Here is a 16,853-nt window from a genome sequence, read left to right on the forward strand (position 1 = left end):
TCGCCGGGCGTCGCGTCTTTTTCGTCGCTGCGCACGTACCCCGTTCTGGCCTATCCTGTGCGAAATACGCGACGCGCGCCGCGCGTTGCGCCTCGACACAGGAGCATCGATGCCGAATCACGCCGAAGCCGCCACGACGCAGGCGCCGCAAGTCGCGCCTGCTGCCCCGACCGCCGCGTCGGGTCCCGCCTTCATCGCGCCCGAAGCCGATCCACAGGCCCTCGCGCGCAACAACCAGTACGTACTGAAATCCGGCGACGCGTTCGTGGTCAGCGACGCGCTCGGCGACATCGGCGGGCATGACGACGGCCTGTTCGTCGACGACATGCGCGTGCTGTCGAAATGGCGCCTGACGTTCGGCGGCCGCGCGCCGTCGCTGCTGTCGGGCGCGACGAGCGCCGACAACGCGTCGTTCACCGCGCACCTGACCAACCGCCCGTTGCCGCCGCTCGGCGGCCACGAGACACCCGAGGGCGTGATCCATATCGAGCGGATGCGCGTGCTCGCGGGCGACGTGCTTTATGAAGCGCTGACGCTGACGAACTACGGTGCGAGCGAAGCCGAGGTGCCGCTGTCGCTGTCGTTCGCGGCCGATTTCAAGGACATGTTCGAGGTGCGCGGCACGCAGCGCCCGAAGCGCGGCACGGTCGTTGCTCCGCGCGTCGATGCAGGCGCGGTGCGGCTGCGTTACGACGGCCTCGACAGCGTCGAGCGCAACGTGACCGTGCATTTCTCGCCGGCGCCCGACGCGCTGTCGGTCGATCGCGCCGACTACACGCTGACGATCGCCGCGCAGGCCTGTGTGTCGATCTACCTGACCGTCGATGCGACGCTCGGCCCGGCGCATGTCGAAGGGCCCGGATGCGGTCGCGTCGCGCTGCGCACTGCGCTTGTCGGCGTGCATCGCGAGATGCGCGCGCGGCGCGAATCGATGGCGCGCGTGAACACCGGAAATCCGCTGTTCGACGCGTGGCTCGACCGCTCGCTCGCGGATCTCGGGCTCCTCACGACGCAGCTCGACACGGGGCCGTACCCATATGCGGGCATTCCGTGGTTCTCGACGCCGTTCGGCCGCGACGCGGTGATCACGTCGCTGCAGATGCTGTGGCTGCAGCCGTCGCTCGCGCGCGGCGTGCTGCGGTTTCTGGCCGAGCACCAGGCGCGCGAAACGTCCGCGTTCCGCGACGCGGAGCCCGGCAAGATCATGCACGAGTTCCGCCGCAGCGAGATGGCCGCGACGGGCGAAGTACCGTTCGCGCTGTACTACGGCGGTGTCGACACGACGCCGCTGTTCATCGTGCTGGCCGGCGCCTATGTCGAACGCACCGGCGACGATGCGTTGATCGACGAGCTGTGGCCCGCGCTCGAACGCGCCGCGCAATGGGTGATCGACAAGTGCGACCGCAATCCGTACGGACTCCTCGATTACCAGCGCACGTCGGAGCGCGGCCTCGCGAACCAGGGCTGGAAGGACAGCCACGATTCGGTGTTCCATGCGGACGGTCGCTTCCCCGACGGGCCGATCGCGCTCGTCGAAGTACAGGCCTATGCGTGCGCGGCGCTCGATGCGATGTCGGCGTGCTCGCACCGGCGCGGCCACGCAGCCGATGCGACGCGCTATGCCCTGCGCGCGAAGACGCTGCGCGAACAGGTCGACGCGCTGTTCTGGATGCCGGAAGGCGATTTCTACGGGATCGCGCTCGACGGTCATGGCGATTTGTGTCGTGTGTTCGCGTCGAACGCGGGGCACCTGCTCGCGTTCGGGCTGCCCGACGCCGAGCGCGGCGCGGCGGTGGCCGGCGTGCTCGGCTCGGCGCTGTTCCAGACGGGGTGGGGCATCCGCACGCTCGCGGCCGGCCAGCCGCGCTTCAACCCGATGGCCTATCACAATGGCTCGGTATGGCCGCACGACAATGCGCTCATCGCACGCGGGCTCGCACGCTACGGCGACAAGACGGCCGCGGTGAACCTGCTGCGCGCGCTGTTCGAGGCGGCGGTGAGTTTCGAGATGCGCTTGCCGGAGCTGTTCTGCGGGTTCCCGCGCCGGCGCGGCGAACCGCCGACCGCGTATCCGGTGGCCTGCCTGCCGCAGGCATGGGCGGCCGGTGCGCCGTTCATGATGCTGCAGGCGTGCCTCGGCGTGAGCATCGACGCGTCGCGCCACGAGGTGCGCGTCGAGCGCCCGGCGCTGCCGGAAGGCGTCGACTGGCTGCGGATCGACGCGCTGCGCGTCGGCGACGAAACCGTGTCGCTGACGTTCCGCCGGGTCGACGGCCAGGTCGTCGCGGCGGCGGAGCAGCCGGGCCGCGTGAAGGTGGTCGCGGTGCTGTAGCGCCGTGCTGCGCGAACGTTGCGCGATGTCGCGCCACGTTCGCGCGCAGCGGCATAGAATCGTGACATGACCCTTGAACGATGGCGGAGGTAGACGATGACGACCGACAACCGGCCCGACGACGGCGAGCACAAGCTCGAGAATCTCGAAGCGGCGGTCGACCACCTGCACAAGTCGATCGAATCGCAGAGCATCGCGGTCGGCGCGGCGAAGGGCATTTTGTTCAGCCTGATCGAAACGCTCGGCGCACTGATCGGCGATCCCGACCTGCCCGAGCATGCGCGCTCGGGTTACGAAGCGCTGCGCGACAAGGCCAGCGAACTGCGCGGCGGGCTCGACCGGCATTGAGGCACGGCTTGCGCCGGCGCCAGCCGCACGGGCTGCGCCGGCGCTGCCCGATTCTGCAGATGAAGCACAAAACCCCGTGCGCTCAATGAGTTAGGTGGCCGGTGCGCAGGATATCCACAAGCTTGCCAACACAATCTGTGGAGAACTGCCCGGCCTTCGATCACGCGCGCGGCGCGTGCCTGGAGGTTGTCCGGAGTGCGGTGCGAATGCCTTTCCGGTGCCACACCATTGACCGGTCAAGGTCCGGATATTGAATCCCCTTGTGTATCAATATGTTACGCGCCGGATCTGATGGATATCCACAGGCTTGCCAACATATTCTGTGGACAACTCGCAATCGATTGCGTCGCATTGGTTGAGTATCGGGCCCGAATGCGACAGGCGTGCGAAGCCCGTGCACAAAGGCTGCCCGATGTGTGTGTCGGAAAGTAAATTCGTGCACGATCAATGGCTTAGGTGCCGGGTGCCCAGGATATCCACATCCTTGCCAACACTTTCTGTGGACAAGCGCGCGTTACGCGCCCGGCATCGTGCCGGCCGCTTCGGCCACGATCCAGTCGCGAAACAGCGTCATCGCGGGTGTCAGCGGTTTCGATTTCAGCGACGTGATCCAGTAACCGCCCGCACACACGTCGATGTCGAGCGGCCGCGCGAGCAGGCCGAGCTGCAGTTCGCGCGCGAACATGCAGGCCGGCGCGAGCGCGACCCCCGCACCCTGCATCGCGGCCTCGACCATCAGCCGGGACGAATCGAACACGGGCCCGTTGGCCGCCCATGGCTCGAGCTGCGCGGCGTCGAACCAGCCGTGCCATTCGTCGGTGCGGTACGAGCGCAGCAGCGTTTCGTTCGCGAGATCGGCCGGCTGCGCGAGGCGCCGCGCGATCTCCGGCGCGCACAGCGCGGTGAGCGGCGCGTCGAGCAAGCGCTCGTTGCGCGTCGCCGGCCAGTTGCCTTCTCCGAAGCGGATCGCGAAGTCGAGGCCCTCGGCGGCGAGATCGACGACGTTGTTGTTGGTGCGCAGCCGCAGCTCGACGAACGGGTGCGTATCGCCGAACTGCTTCAGCCGCGGCATTAGCCAGCCTAGGGCAAAGGTGCCGACGACGCCGAGCGTCAGCACCTCGCGGAAGCGCCCGCCGTCGAACTGCTTGAGCACCGTCTCGATGCGGCTGAACGCGTCGCTCAGCACGGGCAGCAGCGCACGGCCCTCGTCGGTGAGCCCGAGGCCACGCGGCAGCCGTGTAAACAGCGTACAGCCGAGCCGTTCCTCGAGCGAGCGCACCTGCTGGCTGACCGCGGCCTGGGTCACGCTCAGCTCGAGGCCGGCGCGTGTGAAGTTCAGGTGGCGCGCCGACGATTCGAACGCGCGCAACGCATTGAGCGGAAGATGCGGGCGGAGCTTAGTCATAAGATTTTCTTTTGTCAGCGCTCAATTATCGTTGCTTGTCAGTCAACCGTAAAGTCCCGATAGTGCTGTCTCGGCGGCCGGCCGTTTTCAACATCGATTCGCCTCCATTCCACCACGAGACAACCGACATGACCTACTCATCGAAACGTCGAACCCTGTTGCTGGCCGCCGCGACGGCGCCGCTCGTTCTTACCGTCACCGCGTGCGCGTCGCGAGCCGCCGTGCCGGGTGAGGCCAATTCGGCAGCGGCGGCTGCCGCGGACGCCGTGGCGCCGGCGGCAGCCGCGGCGGCGATTGCCGATCTCGAGCGCGGCGCGGGCGGCCGTCTCGGCGTGTGCGCGATCGATACCGCGAGCGGCCGGATCATCGAGCATCGCTCGGGCGAGCGCTTTCCGTTCTGCAGTACGTTCAAGGCGATGCTGAGCGCGGCGGTGCTTGCGCAGAGCGTCGATCGCCCGGGCCTGCTGCAACAGCGCGTGACCTACACGAAGGCCGACCTCGTCAACTATTCGCCGGTGTCGGAGAAGCATGTCGGCGCGGGCATGACGGTCGCCGCGCTGTGCGAGGCCGCGATCCAGTACAGCGACAACTCGGCCGCGAACCTGCTGATGAAGCTGATCGGCGGTCCGTCCGCCGTGACCGCGTTCGCGCGCTCGATCGGCGACGACACGTTCCGGCTCGATCGATGGGAGACCGAACTGAATACCGCGCTGCCGGGCGACCCGCGCGACACGACGACGCCTGCCGCGATGGCCGCGAGCATGCGTGCGCTCACGCTCGGCGAGGCGCTCCCGGCCGCGCAGCGTGCGCAGCTCGTTACCTGGCTGCGCGGCAACAAGGTCGGCGACAAGCGGATCCGCGCGGGCGTGCCGGCCGGGTGGCAGGTGGGCGACAAGACAGGTACCGGCGACTACGGGACGACGAACGATGCCGGCGTGATCTGGCCGGCGTCGGGCGCACCGATCGTGCTGGTCGTGTACTACACGCAGGCGCAAGCCGATGCGCGTGCGAAGGACGATGTGATCGCGTCGGTCGCCCGCATCGTCGCGCAGACGCTCGGCTGAGCCGGGCGGTGCGGCGTGCGCGGCGCGATCCGCCTGCACGCCGTGCCGCAGTCGTGATCCGCCTGACCAAACGTTGTGCGATCAACGACTTAGGTCACGCATGCTCAGGATATCCACATGCTTGCCAACAAAAATTGTGGACAAGCCAGCGTGCTGCCGTGTTCGCCGTGGCGCGAGCGGTCGTGCCGCGTTTGAAGCGGCGCGGACAAAGTCTTTCGGATCAAGCGCTTGGCTGCGGTATGCGCAGGCTATCCACATGCTTGCCAACAAAATCTGTGGACAAGCGGGCAGGCCGGCGCGGCGGGCGACTCGTCACGCCACGGAAGGGCACGCAACCGGCGATTTACCGGCCGTGTGCCGCATTCGAAGCGGCGCGGACAAAGTCTTTCGGATCAAGCGCTTGGTCGCGGTATGCGCAGGCTATCCACATGCTTGCCAACAAAATCTGTGGACAAGCCCGCGGGCCGTCGCCGCGACGTTCAGCGCTGCCGATCGTCGACCGTGGGCCAGCGCGCAAACGCGAACACCCACAGCATGATGAAGTTCAGGACCGGGACGAACATCGTCAGGATCCACCAGCCCGAATGTCCGGTGCGCCGGACGATGCGAACGTACGGATAGACGACGATGGCGACGAGCACGAGCGAGACGAGCAACTGCCACGCGGTGAAGTGTTCCATGGTCTTCCTCGGAGTGATGTGTCGTGGTGCGGCGCCGGCGCAGCGGCCGGCCCGCCAGGCCGGCGCGCGACGCCGACGATGCGCGGCCGCGTGCGGCTCGCATGATCTTGATGCGTGACGTGCACGGGCGTCAAGGCGCGGGCGGATGGTGTCGTAGCGTCGGGTCGTCCGCTTCCGCACACGCTTGCGCCGCGCGTTGCTGAAACGGTGGCAGGGCGCACGAATGGCAGACCGATCAACGGGTTAGCGCACGCTTGCGCAGGATATCCACAAGCTTGCCAACACAATCTGTGGGTAAGTGGCGCGGCAGCCGGCCGACCCGCGTGGGGCGGTCGCGGCGTGCATCGCCGTGGCGTCGTGATGCGAACTGGGGCGAAGCGACATGCGTGACGGCCAGCGCCCGGGCCTCGTCTGCATCACGCGTGCCTAAGTCCATCGGATCAAGGGTTTAGCGACGCGGTGCGCAGGATATCCACAAGCTTGCCAACATTTTCTGTGGAGAAGTCCGCGTTCGCGATGGGTCGGTGCGGCACCGATGGATGCCACGCGCTGCCACGTCGCGCACGCGCACTTACGCGGTGCAGATACCGGCGACGCCGACTTTCTGGAACAGGTGCGGGCTGGCGACCGCGGACGACGGATAGGCCGACAGCTTGGCGACGAACTCCGGATGCGTGAAGGCCGCGCGAAACGTTTCGGTCGATTCCCAGATCGCGTAGTTCAGGTAGGTCGGACTGTCGCCAAGCGCGCGATGAAGCTGGGTCGAGATGAAGCCCGGCTGCCGCTTCATGAATTCCGCGTCGTCCTTCCATACGGCGAGAAAGTCGGCTTCTTCCGCAGGTTCCAGTGTGAACACGTTGACGAGAACGACCGGCTCCGCGTCGATCGTTATCTGTTGTTGGATCGGAAAGGCCGGATCCATCGGCTTGAAGTGAGGCATGGGAACTCCTGGTGAGGTAGCGGGCTGGCGGGTGGTTACACGTGGCCGTCCTGGCCATGTGCGCTGGACATCGCCGACAGCACGCGAATGGCGGCATCGAGGTCGGCCGAGCTGAATTCGCCCGCGATGTCGCGGACATGCTGTTGCCACTGCTCGACCACGGCCTGATAGGCCGCTTCGCCGCGCGGCGTCAGCGCATAAAGGGGCGAGCGCTTGTGCGCCGGGTTGGGCAAGGACAGGACCAGCCCTTCTTCGGTCAGCACGTTGATCTGTTTCAGCACCGCTTGCCGCGTGATACCCATCGCATCGGCAATCTGCGGGATGTTCGGCGCGTCCGGCGCCATCGAGATCGCGCCCAGCACCTGCCAGCGCGCACTGGTCAGGCCATGTGGCCCGGAAAAGGCGTTGCCCCATTCGATCAGCAACCCGTTCAACCGGAATACGGACAGCGCGACGGCGGTCAACTTCGCGGATTTCGTCATGTCCCACTCGCATCGTAAATTGACAACCACTTTACGTAATGGACAACTGGTTGTCAAGTTGATGGATGAACGTCGCCACACGACGATGGATCGGTACACTTGGGGCGCGATCCGGCACCGAAAGCATCGGTTGCGACGGATTGCTGGCCAACAACAAGGAACCTGGAGAGAAATCAGTGAGTACGATCAGGAAGATGATCGCCGTGCCGTTGCTGGCGGTGGTATGCGGCACGAGTGCCCATGCGTGTATCCCGGCCAACTATCGGACCGCGTATTTTGGCAAGGCCCAGCACATGAGCGACGAACTCCGTGACAAGGTGATCGACGACATCCGTGCCAATCACTACACGATCATCGAATCGAAAATCGGCTTGTTGTTCTTCCCGATCGTCAGGAAGGGGGAGGCGATCTATCTCCGCGACAAGCCGATCGCAACGGGAAAGGATTCGTTCTGGTACCTCGGGCAGGGCTATTACCAGTTGAACGGTCAGCTCTATTACATGGGCGAACATGTCGGTGCCTTTCCGAGCGACGGGACCGTCGTCGTTCACGTCGAGGATCGCACGCGCCCGAAGCCGGACGACTATCCGAAAGGGCGTCTGTATTGCCGCGTGGCGCAGCACGCCAGCATTCTCGAAACCTCGACCGGCCTGCGGGTCGAACAGATCGTTGACGACAATTGAGTCGCGCGAGGTGCGTGGCTGACCGGGCGCGGTGCATCACGCACCGGTTTGCGGCCACCTGGCGCATTTGCCGCGCAGCCCCGACAAACCCTTTCCGATCAAGGGCTTGGTGCCGTTAATGGAAGGTTGTCCACAAGCTTGCCAACATAATCTGTGGAAAAGCCGGCGGTCACGCGTGCATCAGGCCGGTGCGGGAAACCGCACCGTGACGGTCAGCCCGCGTCCGCCTTGCGTGGTGCCGAGTGCAACCGTCGCGCGATGCTGTTCGGCGATCCGCTTGACGATCGACAGCCCGAGCCCGCTGCCCGACGACGTGACGGCTTGCGCCCCTTCGCCGCGATAGAAGCGTTCCCACACGTCCGTGCGTTCGGCTTCCGGAATCCCGGGGCCGTCGTCGGCGACTTCGAGCACGGGCGTCGTGCCGTCGATGCGCGCGGACACGTCGACACGCGAGCCGTCGCCCGCATAGCGGATCGCATTGTCGACGAGGTTGTTCAGCAGCACGCGCAGCGTGTCGGCGTTGCCTGCCGCCATCACGGGCGCGGCGACGATCGCACCGAGATCGATCCGGTGCGCGTCGGCGACGCGTGCGCGGTCCGACACCACCGACCGGCACAGCGCGGCGAGATCGACGGGCGCCGACGCCGATGCGGCCGCTTGCGCATCGGGTTCGAGGCGCGCGAGCGTCAGCAACTGCTCGGCGAGATGGCCGAGGCGTGTCGTGCCCGCATGGATCTGCGCGAGGATATGTTCGCGTTCCTCCGCGGTCGCCGCGCGTCGCAGCAGCTGCGACTGGATCGACAACCCCATGATCGGCGTGCGCAACTCGTGCGCGGCATCGGCGATGAAGTGCCGCTGCAGCGTGAACGAGCGGTCGAGCCGCGTGAGCAGGTCGTTGATCGCCTCCGCGAGCGGGCGGACCTCGTTCGGCATCGATGCGACGTCGACCGGTTCGAGGTTGTTCGCATTCCTGCGTTTCAGGCCTGATGCGATCGTGCGCAGCGGCCGCAGCCCCGCGCCGATGCCGAACCACAGTCCGATGGCGAGCAGCGGCAGCATCGAGAACACCGGCCACAGCAGGTGCACGGCGATGCCGGCGATCGCTTCCCAGCGCGCATGTCGAGCCTGCGCGAGCCGGATCGTCGTGCCGCCGCGTTCGGTCACATAGGTGCGCCACGGCTGGCCGCCGACGTCGACGCTCGCGATGCCCTTCTGCTCGGGCGGCGGCAGCTTCGATTCGCGGTCGGTCGAATACATCAGCGTGCCGTTGCGCCACACCTGCAGCAGCACTGCATCGGGGTCGCTCGCCTCGAAGCCGTGCTTGCCGTTCGCATGGTCGCTGAACGACAGCTCGCCGTTCGGGCCGACGACGATTTGCCTCGACATGCTGCGCATCTGGTCGTCGAGCAGGTCGTCGAGTTCGCGCAGCGCACCCCAGTAGGTGCCGGCGCTCGCGACCAGGCCGATCACGCACGCGGCCGGCAACAGCCACGTCAGCAGGCGCCGCCGCAGCGACGCGTTGCGCCAGCGCGCGATCGCGCGTTGCACGTGCGTCATGTGCCGTCACCGATCCGGTAGCCGACGCCGCGCACCGTGCGGATCATGTCGTGGCCGAGCTTCTTGCGCAGGTTGTGGATGTGCACCTGCACCGCGTTGCTCTCGATTTCCTCGCCCCAGCTGTACAGCCGCTCCTCGAACTGCTCGCGCGAAATCACCGCGCCGGGTTCGCGCATCAGCTCGTGCAGCAGCACGAACTCCTTCGGCGACAGCGGCACTTCGTCATCGTCGAGCCAGACGAGGTGCTTGACGGGATCGAGCCGCAGCGGGCCGATCGCGAGCGTCGTCTGCGCGCGGCCCGCGTGGCGGCGGTTGACCGCGCGGATGCGGGCGAGCAGTTCGTCGAGCTCGAACGGCTTGACGAGATAGTCGTCCGCGCCGCTGTCGAGCCCTGCGATGCGGTCGGGCACGCCGTCGCGCGCGGTGATGATGATCGCGGGCAGGTTTTCGTCGCGGCGGCGCAGCGCCGCGAGCACCGACAGGCCGTCGCGGTTCGGCAGCCCGAGATCGAGCAACAGCAGGCCGTAGCCGGTCGAGCGCAGCGCGAGCGACGCGGCATCGCCATCCTTCACCCAGTCGACCGCGAAGCCTTCCTGTTTGAGGCCCTGTTCGAGCCCGCTGCCGATCAGCGGATCGTCCTCGACGAGCAGTACGCGCATGGATTCATGTCTCTTCAGCAGGGCGCGGCAACGCCCGGGGTTCCCATGATAAGCGCGCGTGCCTTAGCGGGAGCTTAAACGCCGGTGCCCCGGTGCGTTGGCGCACCGTTTCGGTCCGGCCACGCGCCGCTTCGGGGCGACCTTCAGGTTTGCTTAATCTTACGCTCCGTAATCTCGGGCCGTCGCGCTCAAGAGGGGCGCGGCGCACGACCAAAACCGGAGGAACAAGACCATGAAACACCTGACGAGAATCCTGGCAGTTGCGCTTGCCGTGCTGCCCGCCGCCGTTTACGCGGAATATACCGGGCCGTCCACGCTGACCACGACGACCGTGAAGGAGCTGCTCGCCAACGGCAAGGACGACCAGCACGTGCAGTTGCAGGGGCGCCTCGTCAAGCACGTCGGCGGCGAGGACTACGAGTTCGCCGATGCGACCGGCACGATCCGCGTCGAGATCGACCGCAAGCTGTGGGCGGCCGGCCAGCCCGTCAGCGACAAGAGCGAAGTGAAGGTGACCGGCGAATTCGAGCGCAAATGGTCGGGCAGCGTGAAGGTCGACGCCGATCACGTCGAAGTGCTGCGCTGACCGGTGCGTGCGGGGCCGGTGATACCATGGACGACCGGTTCCCGTTCCCACCAAGATGGCCGCCAATTTCGACGAACTCGCGTCCCGGATCCGGGCGCAATTTTCCGAGCTGAGCCCGCAATTCCAGGCGGGCGCTGCCTTCCTGCTCGATCATCCCGACGAGGTCGCCACGTCGTCGATGCGCAAGGTCGCGCAGCGCGCGCAGGTGCAGCCTGCGTCGCTCGTGCGGCTCGCGCAGCAATTCGGTTTCCCCGGCTGGAACGAGTTGCGCGATCTGTGCGTCGCGCGCGTGCGCACGCGCCCCGAGCCGCTCACGCAGCGCGCGCGCTCGCTCGTGCGACCCGACGCGAAGGCGTCGCTCGCGCATGACCTGCTCGCCGCGCAGCAGCACAACCTGTCGGCCACCGCCGCGCAGAACGAGCACGCGCTCGCGGACGCGGCCAGGCTGATCCGCAAGGCATCGCATGTGCATGTGGCGGGGTTCCGCTCGTGCTATCCGGTCGCGTTCGGGTTCGTGTACGGCTACCGGCTGTTCCGCCCGACCGTGTCGCTGCTCAACGGCGTCGCCGGTTCGCTCGAGATGGAACTGCGGACGATCGCGAAGCAGAGCGTGACCGTGGTCGTCAGCTTCGCGCCGTACTCGGCGGAAGCGACGCGTGTCGCGCAGGCCGCGAAAGCGCAGGGCAGCAAGATCGTCGCGATTACCGACAGCGCGGTGTCGCCGATCGCGCTGCACGCGGACGCGCAACTGATCTTCACGCACGACAGCCCGTCGTTCTTCCCGTCGCTGGTGGCCGCGCATGCGATGGCCGAGGCGCTGGTCGCGCAGTTGCTCGCGCTCGAAGGCAGCGATGCGATCGCGGCGCTCGAGCGTACCGAAGCGGAACTGCACGCGAAGGGCGCCTACGTCGTTTGACGCGCGCGGCGCGTGCGGCTTCGGCCGATTCCCTTTCAAGATTCAACCCGACGCAACCGATGACGTTCACGTACGAAGTGACCGACGCGGGCGACGCGGACATACGCAAGCAGATCGTCGCGCCGCTCGTTCGATTCAACGAAAGTCAGGCCGGCCCGGCCGGGTTCCGGCCGCTGGCCGTGGTCGTGACCGACGACACAGGGGCGGTGATCGGCGGCCTGTGGGGCGGCACGGCGTTCGGCTGGCTGCACGTCGACCTGCTCGTGGTGCCAGAGGCCGCGCGCGGCCAGGGCGCCGGCACGCGCATCATGGATCTCGCCGAAGCCGAGGCCGTCGCGCGCGGCTGCCACAGCGCGTGGCTCGACACGTTCGATTTCCAGGCGCGGCCGTTCTACGAGAAACGCGGCTACGTCCGCTTCGGCGAACTGCCGGACTATCCGGTCGGGCACACGCGTATTTTCCTGACGAAGAAACTCGCGGGCTGAGTGGCGGCGCCGGCGGCACGGTTGACGATGCCGCCGGCCGTCGCCTACGATACCGGGCAGCGATGCAGGTCGCTTCCGGGTCCGCGGAAAGGGTTGAACCCACCTGTCGCATCGACTCCAGTCTTCCCCATCCTTTGTGCTGGCGGTATTGCGGACCTTCGGCCATGACTGCACGAGGATTCGCATGAAAAAGCTGCCTCCCAGGGCCAATCCCGATCATCTGAAAAAGCAGGCCAAGGAATTGTTGCGCCTGTACCGACAGGGTGACGCCGATGCCGTCGCGCGCTTTGTCCGGTTTCTCCCTGCCGCGACGAACCGCACGCACGACGAAGCGCTCGCGCTCGGGCTCCGGTTGCACGACGCGCAGTCGTGCATTGCGCGCGAGTACGGCTTTGCATCATGGGCCGATCTCGGCGCGTTCGTCGAAACCCATGCGCTTGGCGCGCAACCGAGGTCGCAGTTGATCCGGCGCTGGCTCGACCTCGCCTACGGCGGCGATGTGACCGGCGGCTTCGGCGCGTCGCGGCCGCGCGTCGCCGCACAATTGTTGCTCGATCATCCCGATCTCGTTTCGGCCGATCCGGCCATCGCGTGCGCGGCGGGCGATCTCGACGCGGTGAAGGCGGCACTGGCCGCCGATCCCGGCTGGATCGCGCGCGCCGGCGGTGCGTTGAAGCTGCCGCCGCTGGTCGCCGTCACGCATTCGCGGCTCGGGCAGATTCCCGGGTTCGCCGTCAGGTTGCGCGCCTGCGCACGTCATCTGCTCGATGCCGGCGCGGATCCGAACCAGCGGATCGGCAACCGGTTTCCGCCGGCTTCGCTCGCCGAGCCCGACGAGTCGGGGCCGCTGTCGGCGTTGTACGGTGCCGCGGGCGTCAATCGCGATCTGGCACTCACGGCGATGTTGCTGGAAGCCGGCGCCGACCCGAACGACGGCGAATCGCTGTATCACTCGGTGGAAAACCCGGCGTGCACGCGTCTGCTGCTCGAGCACGGCGCACGGGTGGACGGGACGAATGCACTGCGGCGCGCACTCGACGTGCCGGACGCAACCGCGCTCGAACTGCTGCTCGCACATGGAGGCGACCCGAACGAGCCGGCCGGGGAAGGGCCGACGAAGATGTGGGGCGCGCCGTTGTTGCGCGCGATCGCCGTGCGTTGCCCGGCGCGCCATGTCGCCGCGCTGCTGGCGGCCGGCGCCGATCCCCGCGCATGCACGCAGGCGGGTGTCAGTGCGTACCGGCTGGCCATGCAGGCCGGATTGACCGACGTCGCGGCGCTGTTGCGCGCCGCCGGCGCGCAAGAGGCGCTCGGCGCGGACGACGCGTTCGTGGCAGCTTGCGCGCGTGCCGACGCCGACGACGCACGGCGTATCCAGGCGCGCCATCCCGAACTGCCCGGCGCGCTGACCGGGGACCGGCTGCGGCAACTGCCGGATGCCGCCGCGTGGGGTTCGCGCGACGCGGTGAAGGTCATGGTCGAGCTGGGCTGGCCGATTGCCGCGCGCGGCGGCGACTGGGACGCGAGTGCGCTCAATCATGCGGTGTTCCGTGGCGATGCCGATCTGCTGGCGTTCCTGCTTGCGCACGGCGCCAGCTGGCGCGAGCCGCACGGATTCGGGAGCGACGCGCTCGGCACGTTGTCGTGGGCGTCCGTCAACGAACCGGAGGGTGTCGACGTACCCGACTGGGAGGCGTGCGCGCGCGTGCTGATCGCACATGGCGTGCCACAGGCGGTGCGCGATCCGTCGCATCCGGCCGCCGTGCTGATCGACGGCCGCACGATGCAGTTTTCCGAGGCTGTCACCGACGTGTTGCTCGGCATCGACGGCGGGGCGCCTGCATCGACGTAAGCGAAGGCGGCCGGCGGCGTGCACCCGGCGCCTCGGACTTTTTCCGGTCGCGCGACGACATTTCGGCCCATGCTGAAACGTCGCGCGCACGACCGGCGTAAGCTCATCCGTCATCACCATCCGGGAGTCCACGATGACCCGCTCCGACCTGCAGGCCCGTCACGCCGAAGCTTTCCGATCGCTGCACACGCGCCCCGGTGCGTTCATCATCCCGAACCCGTGGGACGCCGGCACCGCGCGCCTGCTGGCGATGGCCGGTTTCGAGGCGCTCGCCACCACGAGCGCCGGCTACGCATTTTCGAAAGGGCAGCCCGACAACGCGATCGACCGCGACGCGATGCTCGACCATATTGCCGATCTCGTCGCCGCGGGCGGCCTGCCGGTGAGCGCCGATCTCGAGAACGGCTTCGGCGACGCGCCCGACACGGTGGCCGAAACGATCCGGCTGGCGGCCGAGGCCGGTGCGGTCGGCGGCTCGATCGAGGACGCGACGGGCCGTGCCGATGCGCCGATCTACGCGCGCGACGCGTCGGTCGAGCGCATCGCGGCGGCCGTCGACGCGGCGCGTGCGCTGCCGTTTCCGTTCACGTTGACCGCGCGCTGCGAAAACTACCTGCACGGCCGCCGCGACCTCGACGACACGATCGCACGGCTCGTCGCCTATCGCGACGCGGGCGCCGACGTGCTGTATGCGCCGGGTATCACCGATGCCGACGAAATTGCGGCGGTGACGCGTGCGGTCGGCGCGCCCGTGAACGTCGTGATGGGGCTGCAGGGCGGGTTGCTGAGCCTGGACGAACTGGCGGCGCTCGGCGTGAAGCGTGTCAGCGTCGGCGGCGCGCTGGCACGGGCCGCGCTCGGCGCATTCCTGCGCGCCGCGACCGAGATGGTGCGCGACGGCACGTTCACGTTCACGCAGGCGGCCGTGCCGGGGCGCGACATCAACCGCTGGTTTGCGGCACCCGATAATTCGCCGGTTTTGTTCGGGGAATGACCGTCAATAAAACATGGGATCGTTTCCAGTGGAAACGTCGATTGACAATAATCAAGCTATTTCGCGTCTGAATTAACCGACGATGACGGCGCGAAAACCATCGGCTATTCTCCGCATTTTCCCCGCTTGACCCGATCCGCCGTGCCAGCCCCGCCGGATCGGGCGATCGGCGGCCCGCCGAGCGTACCGGTGGCGCGCATCGTTGCATTTTCCCGAGCAGTGCATTTTTATGCGTGGCAGTTGCCGGCCGGTTTTTTGATTGATAATCTGCGGCACACTCAAATGACCGGTCGGTGGGCCGCCGGGAATATCAATATATAAAATCCGAGAGAGCGATGACGATCCGAGAAAATCAGCGCGTCAGGTTTCGCGTCGGCGATGTGGTGACGCTGAAAACGGGCGGGCCGCGCATGACCGTCACCTATGCGGGGCCGGTCGTATTCGACGACGGCGACTGGCTGATCTGCCAGTGGTTCGACGAAAACGGCGAATTCCGGCAGGAAATGTTCCATCACGACACGGTGGCGCCCGAGCCGCGCGCGATTTCGGCCGGGCGCGTCCGGATGCGCATGCAGTCGCATCGCTACCGTTCGGCCGCCTGACCTTTGTCCGTCGTTGCGGCGTCCGCGCCGCGACATTTCACGTGAACCCGAAACATGCGGCGGTGCACTGCATCGATACTGGGCGCATGAACCCGACCGATCCCATTGCAGCGGTGACGCACCGCGATCCCTACCCCTACTACGCGACGCTCGTCGACGGGCCGCCGCTCGCGTTCGACGCCTCGCTCGGCCTGTGGGTCGCGAGCCGCGCGTCGGCGGTGACGGCCGTGCTCGGCCATCCCGCTTGCCGCGTACGCCCGCTCGACACACCGGTGCCGCCCGCGTTGCGAGGCACGACGGCCGGCGCGCTGTTCGGCGAGCTGGTGCGCATGAACGACGGCGCGTCGAGGCACGACGTGCCGAAGCAGGCGCTGCGCGCGGCGTTCGCGCCGATCGACACGGATGCGCTGCGCGATCGCGCGGCGCAGCTTGCCGAGCGACGGTTGCCGGCGCCGGGCGATGCCGACGCGCTGAATGCGTGGTGCATGACCGTGCCCGTCTGCGCGGTGGCCGATCTGCTCGGCTTCGATGAAGCGCAGCTCGACGACATCGCGGCGCGGGTCGTCGACTTCGTCGCCGCGCTGTCGCCGTTGTCGGACACGCAGGCGCTGGCGCGTGCGAGCGAAGCCGCGCGGCAATTGCTCGACCGGATGACCGAGCGCGTCGCGCAGACGCATGCGCACGACGGCACGCTCGTCGCCGCCGTGCAGCAGGCGGCCCGCGTGTCGGGCTGGCAGGCGAGCGGCGGACTGGTTGCGAATCTCGTCGGGTTGCTGTCGCAGACGTGCGAGGCGACGGCCGCGTGGCTCGGCAACGCGCTGGTGGCATGGAACGGGGACGCACAGGCCGCACAAGCCGTGCCGGACGACACCGCGCTCGACGCATTCGTCGCTGAAGTCGGGCGCTTCGATTCACCGGTGCAGAACACGCGCCGTTTCGTCGCGGCGCGCACGACGATCGACGGCGTGAGCGTCGAAGCCGGCGACGCGATCCTCGTCGTGCTCGCCGCGGCGAACCGCGACCCGGCCGTGCATCGCGAGCCGCACCGGCTACTGCCCGGCCGCGCAGCGGCACCGAATTTCGGTTTCGGCACGGGGCCGCATGGCTGCCCGGGCGAGCGGATCGCGCGGGCGGTGACGGCGGGGGCGTTCGGGGCGTGCTTGCGCGCAGGCGGCTGGCCGCCGCGCGAGGGACTGAACTGGGATTACCGCGCGTCGACCAACGTCAGGATGCCGAAGTTCGACGCGGCACGGTGAAGGGGAAAAAGG

At 67.6% G+C, this 16,853-nt stretch carries 17 protein-coding genes; 11 read left to right on the top strand and 6 right to left on the bottom strand.

Features of this window, described 5'->3' with window-relative positions:
• Positions 1–109 precede the first annotated feature (109 nt).
• Together KEC55_RS30490 and KEC55_RS30495 are read left to right on the top strand one after the other, a co-directional pair.
• Positions 110–2,332, top strand: a complete 2,223-nt coding sequence (locus tag KEC55_RS30490) for an amylo-alpha-1,6-glucosidase (protein ID WP_282508766.1) — start codon at positions 110–112, stop codon at positions 2,330–2,332.
• A gap of 96 nt (positions 2,333–2,428) precedes the next feature.
• The gene (locus tag KEC55_RS30495) at positions 2,429–2,680 is read left to right on the top strand and encodes a hypothetical protein (RefSeq protein ID WP_006482135.1); all 252 of its coding nucleotides are present in this window, start codon (positions 2,429–2,431) and stop codon (positions 2,678–2,680) included.
• A 514-nt stretch (positions 2,681–3,194) separates the two neighbouring features.
• Here the strand turns inward: KEC55_RS30495 and penR are convergent.
• Complete coding sequence (penR, locus tag KEC55_RS30500; protein ID WP_282508767.1) at positions 3,195–4,085, bottom strand: beta-lactamase transcriptional regulator PenR; 891 nt, start codon at positions 4,083–4,085, stop codon at positions 3,195–3,197.
• Between the two features lie 128 nt (positions 4,086–4,213).
• Between penR and blaPEN-bcc the strand changes: the two genes are divergently transcribed.
• Entirely contained in the window at positions 4,214–5,149 is a 936-nt protein-coding gene (gene blaPEN-bcc, locus KEC55_RS30505) for a PEN family class A beta-lactamase, Bcc-type (protein WP_282508768.1), read from the top strand.
• Between the two features lie 479 nt (positions 5,150–5,628).
• Here the strand turns inward: blaPEN-bcc and KEC55_RS30510 are convergent, their stop codons facing one another.
• From KEC55_RS30510 to KEC55_RS30520, 3 genes are all read right to left on the bottom strand, one after another.
• Complete coding sequence (locus tag KEC55_RS30510) at positions 5,629–5,829, bottom strand: hypothetical protein (RefSeq protein ID WP_176050028.1); 201 nt, start codon at positions 5,827–5,829, stop codon at positions 5,629–5,631.
• Between the two features lie 571 nt (positions 5,830–6,400).
• Positions 6,401–6,769, bottom strand: a complete 369-nt coding sequence (locus KEC55_RS30515; protein ID WP_282508769.1) for an antibiotic biosynthesis monooxygenase family protein — start codon at positions 6,767–6,769, stop codon at positions 6,401–6,403.
• A 35-nt stretch (positions 6,770–6,804) separates the two neighbouring features.
• Positions 6,805–7,251: a MarR family winged helix-turn-helix transcriptional regulator gene (locus KEC55_RS30520; RefSeq protein ID WP_348995692.1), complete on the bottom strand. Its 447-nt coding sequence runs from the start codon at positions 7,249–7,251 to the stop codon at positions 6,805–6,807.
• Between the two features lie 65 nt (positions 7,252–7,316).
• Here KEC55_RS30520 and KEC55_RS30525 point away from each other — a divergent pair, with 65 nt between their 5' ends.
• A complete protein-coding gene (locus tag KEC55_RS30525) occupies positions 7,317–7,934 on the top strand; it encodes a hypothetical protein (RefSeq protein ID WP_282508771.1) in 618 nt (205 codons plus the stop codon).
• 180 nt (positions 7,935–8,114) lie between these two features.
• On the opposite strand, the gene KEC55_RS30530 is transcribed toward KEC55_RS30525, so the two are convergent.
• Together KEC55_RS30530 and KEC55_RS30535 are read right to left on the bottom strand one after the other, a co-directional pair.
• A complete protein-coding gene (locus tag KEC55_RS30530; RefSeq protein ID WP_282508772.1) occupies positions 8,115–9,491 on the bottom strand; it encodes an ATP-binding protein in 1,377 nt (458 codons plus the stop codon).
• Entirely contained in the window at positions 9,488–10,150 is a 663-nt protein-coding gene (locus KEC55_RS30535; RefSeq protein WP_124449538.1) for a response regulator, read from the bottom strand. Before KEC55_RS30535 ends, KEC55_RS30530 begins: the two co-directional genes overlap by 4 nt.
• A gap of 232 nt (positions 10,151–10,382) precedes the next feature.
• On the opposite strand from KEC55_RS30535, the gene KEC55_RS30540 reads away from it, so the two are divergent.
• The 7 genes from KEC55_RS30540 (at position 10,383) to KEC55_RS30570 (ending at position 16,841) form a co-directional block, all read left to right on the top strand.
• The gene (locus KEC55_RS30540; protein WP_282508773.1) at positions 10,383–10,736 is read left to right on the top strand and encodes a YgiW/YdeI family stress tolerance OB fold protein; all 354 of its coding nucleotides are present in this window, start codon (positions 10,383–10,385) and stop codon (positions 10,734–10,736) included.
• 55 nt (positions 10,737–10,791) lie between these two features.
• Positions 10,792–11,652 (top strand): MurR/RpiR family transcriptional regulator, encoded by an 861-nt coding sequence (locus KEC55_RS30545; protein ID WP_176050022.1) that lies wholly within the window; start codon positions 10,792–10,794, stop codon positions 11,650–11,652.
• A 59-nt stretch (positions 11,653–11,711) separates the two neighbouring features.
• Positions 11,712–12,137 (top strand): GNAT family N-acetyltransferase, encoded by a 426-nt coding sequence (locus tag KEC55_RS30550; RefSeq protein WP_282508774.1) that lies wholly within the window; start codon positions 11,712–11,714, stop codon positions 12,135–12,137.
• Between the two features lie 184 nt (positions 12,138–12,321).
• Positions 12,322–13,989: an ankyrin repeat domain-containing protein gene (locus KEC55_RS30555; RefSeq protein WP_282508775.1), complete on the top strand. Its 1,668-nt coding sequence runs from the start codon at positions 12,322–12,324 to the stop codon at positions 13,987–13,989.
• A 133-nt stretch (positions 13,990–14,122) separates the two neighbouring features.
• Positions 14,123–14,983 carry an isocitrate lyase/PEP mutase family protein gene (locus KEC55_RS30560; protein ID WP_282508776.1) on the top strand — a complete coding sequence of 287 codons (861 nt, stop codon included), beginning with the start codon at positions 14,123–14,125 and terminating at the stop codon, positions 14,981–14,983.
• 335 nt (positions 14,984–15,318) lie between these two features.
• Positions 15,319–15,585 carry a YodC family protein gene (locus KEC55_RS30565; RefSeq protein ID WP_282508777.1) on the top strand — a complete coding sequence of 89 codons (267 nt, stop codon included), beginning with the start codon at positions 15,319–15,321 and terminating at the stop codon, positions 15,583–15,585.
• Positions 15,586–15,671: 86 nt separating this feature from the next.
• Positions 15,672–16,841 carry a cytochrome P450 gene (locus KEC55_RS30570; RefSeq protein ID WP_282508778.1) on the top strand — a complete coding sequence of 390 codons (1,170 nt, stop codon included), beginning with the start codon at positions 15,672–15,674 and terminating at the stop codon, positions 16,839–16,841.
• Positions 16,842–16,853 lie beyond the last annotated feature (12 nt).

Source organism: Burkholderia cepacia (assembly GCF_029962485.1).
Taxonomy (GTDB): Bacteria; Pseudomonadota; Gammaproteobacteria; order Burkholderiales; family Burkholderiaceae; genus Burkholderia.

Bases quoted from the DNA above. Each gene is read 5' to 3' on its own strand.
- KEC55_RS30490 (WP_282508766.1), top strand. From the start codon at position 110: ATGCCGAATCACGCCGAAGCCGCCACGACGCAGGCGCCGCAAGTCGCG.
- KEC55_RS30495 (WP_006482135.1), top strand. From the start codon at position 2,429: ATGACGACCGACAACCGGCCCGACGACGGCGAGCACAAGCTCGAGAAT.
- penR (WP_282508767.1), bottom strand. From the start codon at position 4,085: ATGACTAAGCTCCGCCCGCATCTTCCGCTCAATGCGTTGCGCGCGTTC.
- blaPEN-bcc (WP_282508768.1), top strand. From the start codon at position 4,214: ATGACCTACTCATCGAAACGTCGAACCCTGTTGCTGGCCGCCGCGACG.
- KEC55_RS30510 (WP_176050028.1), bottom strand. From the start codon at position 5,829: ATGGAACACTTCACCGCGTGGCAGTTGCTCGTCTCGCTCGTGCTCGTC.
- KEC55_RS30515 (WP_282508769.1), bottom strand. From the start codon at position 6,769: ATGCCTCACTTCAAGCCGATGGATCCGGCCTTTCCGATCCAACAACAG.
- KEC55_RS30520 (WP_348995692.1), bottom strand. From the start codon at position 7,251: ATGACGAAATCCGCGAAGTTGACCGCCGTCGCGCTGTCCGTATTCCGG.
- KEC55_RS30525 (WP_282508771.1), top strand. From the start codon at position 7,317: ATGAACGTCGCCACACGACGATGGATCGGTACACTTGGGGCGCGATCC.
- KEC55_RS30530 (WP_282508772.1), bottom strand. From the start codon at position 9,491: ATGACGCACGTGCAACGCGCGATCGCGCGCTGGCGCAACGCGTCGCTG.
- KEC55_RS30535 (WP_124449538.1), bottom strand. From the start codon at position 10,150: ATGCGCGTACTGCTCGTCGAGGACGATCCGCTGATCGGCAGCGGGCTC.
- KEC55_RS30540 (WP_282508773.1), top strand. From the start codon at position 10,383: ATGAAACACCTGACGAGAATCCTGGCAGTTGCGCTTGCCGTGCTGCCC.
- KEC55_RS30545 (WP_176050022.1), top strand. From the start codon at position 10,792: ATGGCCGCCAATTTCGACGAACTCGCGTCCCGGATCCGGGCGCAATTT.
- KEC55_RS30550 (WP_282508774.1), top strand. From the start codon at position 11,712: ATGACGTTCACGTACGAAGTGACCGACGCGGGCGACGCGGACATACGC.
- KEC55_RS30555 (WP_282508775.1), top strand. From the start codon at position 12,322: ATGAAAAAGCTGCCTCCCAGGGCCAATCCCGATCATCTGAAAAAGCAG.
- KEC55_RS30560 (WP_282508776.1), top strand. From the start codon at position 14,123: ATGACCCGCTCCGACCTGCAGGCCCGTCACGCCGAAGCTTTCCGATCG.
- KEC55_RS30565 (WP_282508777.1), top strand. From the start codon at position 15,319: ATGACGATCCGAGAAAATCAGCGCGTCAGGTTTCGCGTCGGCGATGTG.
- KEC55_RS30570 (WP_282508778.1), top strand. From the start codon at position 15,672: ATGAACCCGACCGATCCCATTGCAGCGGTGACGCACCGCGATCCCTAC.